The organism is Pseudovibrio flavus (assembly GCF_009711345.1).
GTDB classification, from domain to species: Bacteria; Pseudomonadota; Alphaproteobacteria; order Rhizobiales; family Stappiaceae; genus Pseudovibrio; species Pseudovibrio flavus.
In genome coordinates this window covers 106,423-118,409 of record NZ_SMMA01000060.1, presented here as the reverse complement: position 1 = coordinate 118,409, position 11,987 = coordinate 106,423, and the positions used below count along the sequence as shown (strand labels likewise).

Annotated in this window: 10 protein-coding genes; 4 read left to right on the top strand and 6 right to left on the bottom strand. The window is 53.0% G+C overall.

Going from position 1 to position 11,987, the window contains the following annotated elements:
• Both E1162_RS08865 and E1162_RS08860 read right to left on the bottom strand, forming a co-directional pair.
• On the bottom strand, positions 1-1,015 hold a 1,015-nt coding region (locus E1162_RS08865), incomplete at its 3' end, for a glycosyltransferase (RefSeq protein ID WP_155129637.1).
• Between the two features lie 130 nt (positions 1,016-1,145).
• On the bottom strand, positions 1,146-1,703 hold the full coding sequence (locus tag E1162_RS08860; RefSeq protein ID WP_155129634.1) for a polysaccharide biosynthesis/export family protein: 558 nt from the start codon (positions 1,701-1,703) through the stop codon (positions 1,146-1,148).
• Between the two features lie 220 nt (positions 1,704-1,923).
• On the opposite strand from E1162_RS08860, the gene E1162_RS08855 reads away from it, so the two are divergent.
• Positions 1,924-4,188: a sugar transporter gene (locus tag E1162_RS08855; RefSeq protein ID WP_371311867.1), complete on the top strand. Its 2,265-nt coding sequence runs from the start codon at positions 1,924-1,926 to the stop codon at positions 4,186-4,188.
• Positions 4,189-4,237: 49 nt separating this feature from the next.
• Here the strand turns inward: E1162_RS08855 and E1162_RS08850 are convergent, their stop codons facing one another.
• On the bottom strand, positions 4,238-5,407 hold the full coding sequence (locus E1162_RS08850) for a GNAT family N-acetyltransferase (RefSeq protein ID WP_155129631.1): 1,170 nt from the start codon (positions 5,405-5,407) through the stop codon (positions 4,238-4,240).
• Positions 5,408-5,532: 125 nt separating this feature from the next.
• On the opposite strand from E1162_RS08850, the gene E1162_RS08845 reads away from it, so the two are divergent.
• Entirely contained in the window at positions 5,533-6,606 is a 1,074-nt protein-coding gene (locus E1162_RS08845) for a polysaccharide deacetylase family protein (RefSeq protein WP_155129628.1), read from the top strand.
• A gap of 33 nt (positions 6,607-6,639) precedes the next feature.
• On the opposite strand, the gene E1162_RS08840 is transcribed toward E1162_RS08845, so the two are convergent.
• Positions 6,640-6,843, bottom strand: a complete 204-nt coding sequence (locus E1162_RS08840; protein ID WP_155129626.1) for a DUF2842 domain-containing protein — start codon at positions 6,841-6,843, stop codon at positions 6,640-6,642.
• A 163-nt stretch (positions 6,844-7,006) separates the two neighbouring features.
• Here E1162_RS08840 and E1162_RS08835 point away from each other — a divergent pair, with 163 nt between their 5' ends.
• Entirely contained in the window at positions 7,007-8,119 is a 1,113-nt protein-coding gene (locus E1162_RS08835; protein WP_155129623.1) for a COX15/CtaA family protein, read from the top strand.
• Between the two features lie 89 nt (positions 8,120-8,208).
• Here E1162_RS08835 and E1162_RS08830 read toward each other — a convergent pair whose 3' ends face one another.
• Entirely contained in the window at positions 8,209-9,492 is a 1,284-nt protein-coding gene (locus tag E1162_RS08830) for an O-acetylhomoserine aminocarboxypropyltransferase (RefSeq protein ID WP_155129620.1), read from the bottom strand.
• 286 nt (positions 9,493-9,778) lie between these two features.
• Here E1162_RS08830 and E1162_RS08825 point away from each other — a divergent pair, with 286 nt between their 5' ends.
• Positions 9,779-11,467, top strand: a complete 1,689-nt coding sequence (locus tag E1162_RS08825) for a tetratricopeptide repeat-containing sulfotransferase family protein (RefSeq protein WP_371311866.1) — start codon at positions 9,779-9,781, stop codon at positions 11,465-11,467.
• Between the two features lie 56 nt (positions 11,468-11,523).
• On the opposite strand, the gene E1162_RS08820 is transcribed toward E1162_RS08825, so the two are convergent.
• Positions 11,524-11,973, bottom strand: coding sequence for a CoA-binding protein (locus E1162_RS08820; protein ID WP_155129614.1), 450 nt, complete (start codon positions 11,971-11,973; stop codon positions 11,524-11,526).
• Between the last annotated feature and the right edge of the window lie 14 nt (positions 11,974-11,987).

Genomic DNA, 11,987 nt, shown 5'->3' with positions numbered 1-11,987 from the left:
AAGCGGCCTTCATCGCCGAGAAGAGCTCTTCGGCACTATCAGGATTAAGAAGGCTGTCGCTCTGATCACGGTAGATTTCCGGAATGCCGCCCACATTGGTCGCCAGCAGAGGTTTACCTGCGGCGATCATTTCCAGAACGACATAGGGAAAGCTCTCTGCACGAGATGGCAAAACGCCAATGCGGCCGAGCGGAAGAGCGCTGCTGATAGGAAGCCTGCCGTGGAAGGTGATGTTATCCTTTTGCCCCAAATCCTCACTGAGACGCTGATAACGCTCTAGATCAGGACCATCACCGACGAGGCTTACCGTAACTGGTGTCTGCCGATCACTGTTCAGGCGGGCGATTGCACCGATCAAGAGGTCAACGCCTTTCAGGTCCCTCATTTCTCCGAGGAAGAGGAAGTCCGATGCGTTGTCGTCCAGCGGGCTATCATTAAACTCACTCGGATGCAGGCCATTGTAGCCGATGATGCTTTTGACAGTTCCGAGGCCGATTTTCCTGTCAAAGCGCTCGCGCTCAAAGTTGCAAACGAAGGAAAAGCCGTCGCTCATCTTTGTGAGGATGCGCTCAAGGTTCAGGTATACAAAGCCAACCGAAGAAGATGCTTTGTAGTGCAACGAACCGCCATGAGGGGAGTAGATGCGCTGTAGGTCTGGATTGGAACGCTTTAACGCACTGCCAACGAGGCGCGAGATTACGCCGCCCTTTGCTCCGTGTCCGTGAATAACGTCGGGATCTAGGGTTTTCAGTAGTGCATGCGCTTTGAAAATCGTCACTGCATCACGAGGGTGCAAGCTGCGGGCAATGGGAAGGCGGTGCACACCAAGGCTTAAATGCGCGGAAAGGTCTTCAAGTGTTCTTGCTGCGGTTTCGCCGCCGGTCTGGCTATCGCAAAGCAAGCCAACGTCGTGGCCATCTTTACTTTGCTGCCGGCAAAGATCGACGACATGCCGGAAAGCGCCACCGATAGGTGCGCGTACACAGTGAATGATCCGCATGGACGGTTTTCGCATTGCCCGAAAAATCCCCCAGAAGGACGCCCGAGATCACCGGGAGTCCTCGTCAATTAAATCTAATTATATCTTGTAGGGGAGAATTCGTGATTATCTGATTAAGTTGTAGGACTAACGAATGGTTAACTGCCTAGAACAGACGCTCTCTGACGTAAATTGTATCGCCCGGTCGCAGGGGATCGGTGATGAGAACGCGGCCGCTGAAGATTTCGCCGTTAATCTGTCGGGTAATGTCCACCGTCTTTTGATAGGCTCTTGGAGAGAAACCGCCCGCCGTCGCAATTGCGTTTTGCGCGGTCATGCCAGAGATAAACGGATACTGGCCAGCGCCGGTTACTTCACCCATAACAAAGATAGGTCTATAGTCGGCGACCTCTACGGAAACATTCGGGTTACGAATGAAGCCGCTTCTCAGCTTTCCTTCAATGCTTTTGGCAAGCTGTTCCTGCGTTAAGCCCCGCGCTTTAACCTGCCCAACGAGAGGGAAGGAGATAAAGCCAGCTTGATCAACGCTGTAGGTGTTAGAAAGGTCGGTCTGGCCATAAACGATCACGCGGACCTGATCGCTCGTCTCTAGCATGTAAGGCTGGAGCAACACTTCATGGAATACTGGAGGTGGCTGCTGATAGGAGCTGCAACCAGTAAGGGCAGCTGTAACAGCCAAAGCTGCGATCAGGCGCAGTTTCATCACGTACCTCATGAATTGTTTGACGGGAACTGTGTGTGGATATGGTTAAGAATTGCTGAATTTCGGTAGTTCAATCCAACATATATTAAGAGTCTCTTTGTCAAGTCCGCTATAAAAATGCCGTTAGTTTCTCAAGAGGTTTTAACGCCTTGGTTACCCTGTTCGTTCATTGTTCATTGTAAATGTGGACAATGTAGCTAGCGTTGCGTGAGGTTTTGTAGTGCCGCAGGAAGATGTGTTTCTTGATCTTGGCGTTCTCCTGAAGAAGGTTTTTCATTCCTTCCTCTGGCTCGTGCCGCTTGCAATTGCGTTCAGTGTTCTTGTCGTTTTTCTTGGCTCTTTAGGTAGTGACAAGTACACGGCAGAATCCAAGGTTCTCATCGACACAGCTGGTTTTTCCTATCCCGGTATTGAGCGCGGAATTGAAACCGAACGCGCTCTGCTGGACGAGGAGGGCGTTGAAAGCCAAGTGCAGTTGATGCGCTCTGCTGATCTTGCCCGCCAAGTGGTGCAAAAACTCGACCTTGCAGACGATAGTTCTTTTGCTGGGGGCGGCGAACCCGGTCCAATTTCCAAAGCGTTGATCTCTCTTGGCTTGCGGGAAGACCAAAGCCAATCCTCTCGTGAAGAGGCTGCTGTATCCAAGCTTGCAGGCGCGTTGGAGGTTTACCGCGTAAAAGGTTCGCGCGTCATCTCCGTCAACTTTACATCTACCGATCCAGAGTTGGCGGCCGTGATTGCCAATGAAGTGGTGCGCGAATACCGTGCGCTGCAAGAAACCACAAAACGCACAGCAAGCGACAGTGCTGCCGCCGCTTTGCAGCCGCAGATGAAACGCTTGCAGAAGGAAGTGGAAGCTGCGGAGCGCAAAGTTGCGGAGTTCCGCGCTAGTGCTGATCTTCTGCTTGGCACTTCCTCCCAGACACTGAGCCAGCAGCAGCTTTCAGAAGTTTCCTCTCAGGTCTCCGCAGCTGTTGCGCAGCGACTGGAAGCAGAAGCGCGCGCCCAGCTAATCAAACGCCTTCTTGAAACCGGTGGTAACCTTGAAAGTGCCAGCGAGGTTTTGAACTCCATCCTCATCCAGCGTTTGCGTGAGCGCCAGATCGAGCTGCAGACCCGTATTGCCGAGCTTTCTACTACTTTGCTACCGGGACACCCGCAGATTAAAGGCCTTCGTTCGCAGCTTGCAGGTTATGACCAGCAGATCCGGTCCGAAGCTCGCAAGATCATGCAGGGGCTGGAAAATGACGCGGCGATAGCCGGTCAGCGCGTTGCGGATTTGAACAAGCAGTTGGAAGTGCTCAAGCAAGACGCCGCTCGTTCTGGCTCAGATACCGTGAAGCTGCAGGAGCTTGAGCGCGATGCAAAAGCCAAAGCCGCTCAGCTTGAGGCCGTTCGTGCCCGCCTGCGTGATGCAGAATTGCTGCAGGGCGTTGGCGTGCTGCATGCAGACTCCCGCGTGATTTCCCGTGCAACCGTTCCGATGGAAGCTGATGGCATTAAAACAACGCTGCTGGCAGCCCTTTCTGCCTTCGCGTTCCTGTTCATCGGTATCATCGGTGTTGCTGTAAAAGCGCTGGTCAATGGTGATGCGCTTCGCAGAGAGAGTTATCTTGTTCCGCGTCCTAAACAGTCCCGTGCGCTTGTTGCTCGCGGAATGGAAAAGAAGGGCGCAACGGAAATGGTGGTGGATGCTGTTCGCGGTGCTGCCGGTTCATTCCAGAACCGTTTGCTTTCCCGCTCATCTGCTTCGGATGCAAAAACGGCAGAAGAAGAGAAGCAGGACGAGGCTGCGGAAGAGTTTGCCCGTGATGCAATGGAAGATGCTGCAGGTCTTGAGAACCTTGAAATGCCAGAGGCTATTCAAGAAGCAAGTCGGGCTACCAGCGTACGCCGTATCGTTGTTCTAAGCGTTGATAGTGAAGCGCTTTCCAACAAAGTTGCATTTGATTGCACGCGCAAGATTGCTGAGGGCGGAATTATGCCGCTCTTCCTTGAAGTGCGCTCTGATGTCTACACGCCGAACTTTGATGATGATGCGTTCTCCGATGAAGAGCTGAACTACATGGGCCGTGATCTTCATGATCAGGCACCGGGCTTCTCCGAGCTTCTGGAAGGTAGCGCAGCCTTTACCAACGTCATTCATCGTGACCCTGTTTCTCGCGCTCATGTTATTGAAGCTGGCGGCGTGCGCATTGACGACTCTGTGGTTCAAAATGGCCGTTACAGCCTGATTATGGAAGCGCTTGATCTCACCTATGATGTGATTGTCGCTGATCTGGGCTTGATTGAGCCGAGCCTTATCTGTGCGCAGATGCTTTCCGAAGCTGACCGTGTGATTGTTGCGACCGATGGTTCTCCGGCTGGACCTGAGTTGGAAAGAGCGTTGAGCGTTCTTGAGCAGCATACCGGCGCACCGGTTGAGGTTGAGCGCATTAGCGGCGATGAAGTTGCTGCCCGCTACAATTCTGATATGGCTGCGTAAGACAGCCATATCCGTTTACTCTTTTAGCTTTGTGGGGAGGGGCTGGCCTTTAGAGGCCTGCGCGTCTGAGAGCCCCTCTTACAGAGCGGTAGGTTTTCCAAAACAGCTTGTTGTCGCGTAGCATCTGCTTACCTTTTAGCAGTGCAGCCGTTGTTGCAGCTAGTGCGCGGCCCTTGGCTGTGGTTGCTTCAATCCAGTCTCGCAGGTAGTCTGGTTCAGCCCATCCAAGTTTGTAGTCTTCTTTGCCAACGCCATAGTCAAAGCGTTCCAACCCGTCGTCGCACATCTGGGCAATGAGGTCGAAGCTCAGGATAAGGCCGGGACTGTTGCGCGTACGTTCATCGCTGATGATAGACAGCGAGTAGCAATAAAATGTCTTGTGGCAGAGGGCGCCAAAGTTGGTGGCAAGCACCTCTCCATCCAGTTCGATCGAGTGCATGGTGGCGCGAACACCAGAGCGGGGCTCGGCGCTCAGTTTCAAGAAGTCGTGCAGGAACGCGCGTACCTCAGGCACGCTGAAGGCGTTTGGGATGCCTGTTAGCGCCTGTCGCTCATCGCGCTGGCGAATAAGCGTATCCAGAGTGCTTGCTTGGGTTTCCAGATCCTTGTGGTCCACGAAGACCAGTTCGCTTTCCCCCTGCAGGCGGCGGCGCTTTTGACGAACGCCGGAGCGGGTTCTCTTGGAGCGCCTCGCCTCCATAAAGTCTTGCGAGGGCGCGAAGAGCTCAAACGGATAAATGGCGTTGGTGCTAAGCTGGTCACTTACTCTGAAAAGCGGGTTTGGTAGCCCTTCAATGGTCTGGGACATATTGCGTAGCTGGATGATGTCGCATCCGCTTTCGTGAATAGCCTGACGCAGGGCTGCGGCAATGCTTGAAAACTCTCCGCCCTCAAGTAGCTCGGTCTTCCAGAAGCCCGTATTCTGGTTGCCGATCTTGTCTGCAAGGAAGCGAATAACGGTGAGGCTAGCCTTGCGCTGCAGAGCGAGAGGCAGGAGCGCGACCGGCTCATCTTCAACGTATGCGACGATTACGTAGGGTTTGATTCCCCGAGCCGCACCGATATGTGTGTACCAGCTGCTCGCCCATGCCCAAGAATTATAAGGTGTGCCAGTTCCGTTTTTTTCCAGTTCTTCCCAAGCGTCCAACAGCTTTGGATTGGAAAAATCCTGAAAAACTTCGATTTTTGGGGTGGTCACGTTGTTTAAACCGTTCCGCATGTCTGCTTTCGGTGCACAGAGCAATTGGTGCCTCTTTTCTATTAAATCAACATGAGTAATTTTATCAGGTGATTCTAAACGAATTCTGAGTATTTAAAATTCTTGTTTTTGATTTAGGGGAAGTTATGAGCGCAAATTACGGTGCAATACGGCTTGGGCAGAAGGTTCTGGGAAACCGCTTTCTTTGCCGTGTTATGGCTCCCTTTACGGCCGGGTGCGGAATAATATTTACACTGCACCGTGTGAAGGCGGCTGACGATTACGTTTTTCAACCTAATAAGGAGCTGGAGATCACGCCTGAGTTCCTTGAAGAGGTGATTCTCCACGTCAGAAGGGAAGGGTACGACATTGTCTCGCTGCAAGAGGCGGTGGAGCGTATCAATGACCCTGGCAAAAGGTCTGCCAAGCGGTTTGCAACTTTCACCTTTGATGACGGATACCGTGATAACCGCGATGTTGCTTTCCCGATTTTGAAGAAGCACGGCGTGCCGCTTACGGTCTTCATTTGCAGCGGCCTTAATGATCGCAGCACCCAGCCATGGTGGTTGGTGCTGGAACGACTGGTGCGCGACAATGAACGCTTCGAGCTGGAGTTCGAAGAGCGTTCTCTTTCCTACGATATGTCCACGTTGGAGGCTAAAACCATAGCCTATCGCGAATTGCGCTTGTTGATGATCAGCGAGCTGGATGAACACGCGCAGCGACGCTTTATTGTGGCGGCAAGTCAGGCTTATGGTTTTGATATTGCCGAGTTGTGCAAAGAGCTGGTTCTGGACTGGGACGAGCTTCGCGAGTGGGCAAAGGAGCCTCTAGTCTCCTTTGAAGCGCATACTTTCGATCATCATGCTATGGCCCGTCTCAGTGAAGGGGAGCGAGTTGCTTCGATCTCCTTGGGCATGGAGCGCATGCAGCAGGAGCTGGGTTTGCATCCTCGTCTGTTCGCATACCCTTATGGCGGTGCATGGGCCGTTGATGATGCAAGCCAGAAAACCGTTGAAGCGCTGGATTTTACAGCCGCAGTCACGACTAAGCCAGGCGTTCTGAAGGGTAAGGCCCAAGACAACCTATTTGCGCTGCCACGAGTATCGCTGAACGGATATTTTCAAGACCTTGGAATGCTCCGCCTGCTCATGGCAGGTCATGCGTTTGTTGTTCACCAATGGGTCACGCGGTTACGCACAAAGCTAAAAGGGGCGTAGTTTCGCCCCTTCATTGTCGCCATAGACGTGGGCCTAGCCCTTTTTATACATCCACTTGATGATCGAATGGGCGGGGAAAATCCATACCAGCCCTGCAATTGCGAAATATGTTATCTGCACAGCCCAGTGCTTGCCCACCATTGTTAGATCGCCAATGACCAGTGCGATGAAACAATAAACAATTACAAAAAGAACAAGGGCGACCATTCCGATAAATCGGCGAAGGCTAGAGGACATGAAGTTCTCCGGTTGGTATTGGCTTTGATCTTGCCGGATCAGACAAGCGTAAGAGTTTGCACATATACAACCCTAGTATGCCATGTCCATTCCAATGGACAATATGACTTGTGGTTTAAACGTATATAGTCGCTGGTAACCAATTGATAGCAAACGAAGCACTATGACTGACCTCCACAACCCCGTTCTTCCTGAAAAGATCAGGAAAGACAGACTTATGATCTCCCGTTGGCTCCTACTGATCTGTGTCATGATCGCCGCAATGGTGGTCGTTGGCGGCGCTACGCGGCTAACAGATTCCGGTCTTTCGATTACCGAATGGAAGCCAATTCACGGTGCCATTCCGCCGCTTTCCCACGCAGAGTGGATGGAAGAATTCGACAAGTACAGAGAGATACCTCAGTACAAATTGATCAACGCCGGCATGAGCTTGGAGGAGTTCAAGTTCATCTTCTGGTGGGAGTGGGGTCATAGGCTGCTTGGCCGCGCAATCGGCGTCGTTTTCTTTGTACCGCTTGTGGTGTTCTGGGCCCGCGGGCAGGTTGAGCCGTGGTTGAAGCCGCGCCTCGTTTTTGCGCTGTTCATGGGCGGCCTACAGGGGGCAATCGGCTGGTGGATGGTGGCATCCGGCCTTGTTAATCGTGTTGACGTTAGCCAGTACCGCCTTGCTGTGCATCTCACCGTTGCGTTCTTCTTATTTGCCTATCTCTATTATCTGATAACGCGTTTGCGAACAGAAGGGAGCGGTTCTCCCGTGCTTGAAAAGGGCGAGGAACGCTATTCCGGCTTTGCATGGTTCATACTTATTTTGCTGTTTGTGCAGCTCTTCATGGGCGCGCTTGTTGCAGGCCTTAATGCTGGGCTTACATTCAACACTTGGCCGCTCATGGACGGTAAAATCATTCCAACTGGGCTGTTCTCCATGTCACCTTGGTGGTTGAACTTTACCGAGAACGTGATGACCGTTCAGTTTCAGCACCGCATGGTGGCTTATATTCTAACGGCAGTTATCGCTTACCAGAGCTGGCGTTTGATGAAGGGCTCCAACAACAAGAAGCTTCGCCGTAACGCGCACTTTGTGGCTATCGCGGTGGTGTTTCAGGTGATCCTCGGCATCGTTACGCTACTGGGTCATGTGCCGCTAGATCGCGCCCTTGCGCACCAAGGCTTTGCCGTGGTGCTGCTGGCGCTCTGTGTAGAGCAGGTGGCTCTTTTGAAGATCCTTCGCCCGCAAGCTCAAAAAGCGCGGGCAGGGGCTGTTGAGGCCGCCGCCTGATAGATCCTCTTCCGTTTTGGAAAAGAAAAAGGGCGCTCATGGCGCCCTTTTTGTATTTTAGCTTTCTGCCAGTCCTTAGCAGATTGCCCTTAGCAGTTTGCTAGTGCCTGTTCCAGATCAGCGATGATGTCTTCTGCGTCTTCAATGCCGATGGACAGGCGAACAACGTCAGGGCCTGCACCTGCAGAAATCTTCTGCTCATCGGTGAGCTGACGGTGTGTGGTGGACGCTGGATGGATAACCAGCGAACGGGTGTCGCCGATGTTTGCAAGGTGGGAGAAGAGCTTCAGCGACTTCACTAGTGCAAGGCCAGCGTCATATCCGCCCTTCAGGCCGAACGTGAATACAGCGCCTGCGCCTTTCGGGCAGTAGACCTTATGCAGGGCATAGTATGGGTCGTTTTCAAGACCTGCGTAGGAAACCCAGCCAACCTTCTCGTGACCTTGAAGGAACTCAGCCACTTTCAAAGCATTGTCGGAATGACGCTGCATGCGCAGTGCAAGAGTTTCAATGCCGGTCAGGATGTTAAAGGAGTTCTGCGGTGAGATAGCCGGACCAAGGTCACGCAGGCCAAGTACGCGAGCGCAGATAGCAAATGCCATCGGGCCGAAGGTTTCATGCAGCACCATGCCGTTATATTCAGGACGTGCGGTGGAAAGCATCGGGAACTTGTCGCTTGCGGACCAGTCGAAGCTGCCAGCATCAACGATCGCGCCGCCCATGGAGTTACCATGACCTGCCATGAACTTGGTGAGCGAGTAGAGAACGATGTCCGCGCCGTGCTTGATCGGCTGGCACAGGTAAGGGGTTGCCATGGTGTTATCCACCATCAATGGCACGCCCTTGGCATGGGCAACTTCTGCAATGGCTGCAATGTCCATTACGATGCCACCTGGGTTTGCAAGGCTCTCGATAAGCACGCAGCGGGTGTTCTCATCAATAGCTTTTTCAAAAGCAGCTGGGGAGACATCTTCTGCCCAGTTGACTTCCCAGCCGAAGTTCTTAAAGGAGTGCGCCAACTGGTTGATGGTGCCGCCGTAAAGGCGCTTAGGTGCAACGATGTTGCAGCCCGGAGACATAACAGCGTGGAACGCAATAAGCTGGGCAGAGTGGCCTGAAGCAACAGCAAGGGCAGCGGTGCCGCCTTCAAGGGTTGCTACACGCTCTTCAAGAACAGCTGTTGTAGGATTGGTAATACGGGTGTAGATGTTGCCGAACGCTTGCAGACCAAAAAGGGACGCTGCGTGATCAACATCCTCGAAGACATAGGATGTTGTCTGGTAAATAGGCGTTGTGCGTGCCCCTGTGGTTGGATCCGGCTTTGCGCCCGCGTGAATCGCTAGAGTGTTGAACCCTTGGGAGGTCTCGCCCATTTAACTTCTCCTAGAATCAATATGTTAAGCGGAGGTTGCGCGAAGGGGCTCTGCATCGGATCGAATGATGCTTGGGCCAGCGGCACTTCTATTTAGCCCCTACGGATTCACCCTTGGGCAACTATGAGGTGAAGTCCATGGATTTGCAAGGACTAGCGGAACCGTGGGTATTTTGACGTGGGCAAATTAAACAATTACATAAGCAACTTTGGCGCAAGCCAATCCACTTAGTTCTATATAAAAATAAAAAGAAATTGAGCAGGAAGCGGAGAACAGGATGGCCGGAGTGGCTACTTCTAAAAATCTAGGCCGAAACGTCCCCGTAGGCGGGCGCGGCGTAGAGCTGAAGTTGCCCAAGGCCGTGCAGGAAATACAGAGCCTAGTTGACAGCGGGCACTATCAGGATGCGCTTGAGCGATGTGAAAGTCGGTTGAAGCTGTTTCCTGCTTGCCTTGCAACACGCCTTATCAAGAGTGCGTGCTTGATTAGTCTTGACCTGATTGATGACGCTACCGACGAACTAAGCCTGCTTGTATTTGAATATCCGCATTCTGAAGATGTTTATCGCCAGCTGTTTCGCGCCGTCTCTTTGAGTGGTGATGCCGTTGACGCGCTTGGGGTCGCCCGCCGATGGGTTGAGGCCGTACCGGAAAGCCGCGATGCGCACCTTGCGCTTTCACGCAGCAGCGAAGCCTGTTTTTATACCGATGAAGCGCTTGAGGCGTTGCTTAAGGCTTTGAAGATCGAGCCATCGAACGCCGAAACATGGTTCATGCTCGGTACCTTCTATCTTACCAACGCAAGAGCAAGAGAAGCAGCAGCTGCGCTGCAAAAGGGCTTGGAGCTTCACCCGAGCTATCAGTGCGCGCGCATTCGTCTTGGCCGTGCCTTTGAAGAGCTTGGTCTCTTTGAAAAGGCAGAACAGGAATTCAACACGGTTCTTGCACAAGGCTTCAACCCAGAAGCCTTCCAGCGCCTTTCCGCGCTTAACAAAGTTTCTTCCAATGACTGGCTCTTTAAAGCGGCGGAAAAGCTGCTTGTGGTGTTGCCAGAGAACAGTCAGGAACGCTCGCACCTCGCCAATGGTTTGGCGCTTGTTTATGAGCGTGAGCAGCGCTTTGAAGATGCCGCCGCCGCGTTTATCATCTCCAACCGTATTCGCTCGCGCAATCTGCCATTCGACAGAGAAGCGCTAGAGCTGCAGCTTGCTTCTATCCGTGAGTGCTTTAGCGCCGAGTTTTGTGCCAGCTTTGAAGGCGGTGCCAACTCGAAGCGTCCGATTTTCATTGTCGGTATGCCGCAAAGCGGTTCCACCTTGGTGGAGCAGATGCTTGCGAGCCACTCTAAAGTTCATGGCGGGGGAGAGCTGAGCTACCTTCAGCGCCTATGCTTCTCACAGCGTCCAGGTGAGTTCTTCGATGAGTTCCAGAATTTGGGACCAGCGCAGCGCACAGGCCTTGGCGGTCAGTATCTGGCGCTCATAAAGCAGCTGAACAGTTTGACAGCGTTCGTTTGTGATAAGCAGCTCAACAACTGGCAGTACGTTGGCTTTATCAAAGCGATTTTGCCGAATGCCAAGATTATCAATGTGGCTTGTGAGACCAACGCGAGCAACTTGGCAATATTCAAGCGGCACTTTGGTAACAGCGCGATCTATGGCTATACGCCGGAAGAGCTGAAGTGGTATCGCGGCCAGTATGATGCCCTGATGGCGCATTGGGACGAGGTGCTGCCGGGCGCCGTTTATCACCTCAACTGTGAGGATTTGGTGGACGATCCGCTCGGTGTCAGCCAGCGTTTGCTTTCCTACCTCGGACTAGCGTTCGAAGAAGACGTTCTTGCGCCGTTCGAGATGCAGGAAGCGCCGGACGGCGACCCGAACCACCAAGCTGCCAAACGCTTTTCCAAGGATGCTCGCCACCTATGGCGTGCTTATGAGGACACGTCCTTGGCGTCGCTATTCCAGAAGGACTAATTGATTTCATCTGGGAAAAGAAAAGGGGCCTTTCGGCCCCTTCGTTGTTTCTTGGCTTATAGGCCCAGTCGAGGGATCTCGATCTTCGGGCAGCGGTCCATAACCACCTTCACGCCTTTTTCTTCAGCGCGGCTTGCAGCTTCCGGGTTGATCACCTGAAGCTGCATCCAGATGGCCTTTGGCAGGCTTTCAAGAGCAAGTGCTTCATCAACTACACCGCCAGCAGCTTCTGCGTTGCGGAAGATGTCTACCATGTCGATCGCAAACGGAACGTCGGCGAGGGAGGCGTAAACGGTCTGGCCGAGGATTTCGCCGCCTGCAAGGCCCGGATTGATTGGAACGACCTTGTATCCCTTATGGATCAGGAATTCCATGACGTGGAAGCTTGGGCGCTCTTCCTTAGGGCTTGCGCCCACAACAGCGATGGTGCGGGCTTCGCTCAGCACATCAGAGATGTAGCTGTCTTCATAGGCCGCGTGATTTACGGTGAGGGTGCTTTCACTCATACTGGTAATCTCTA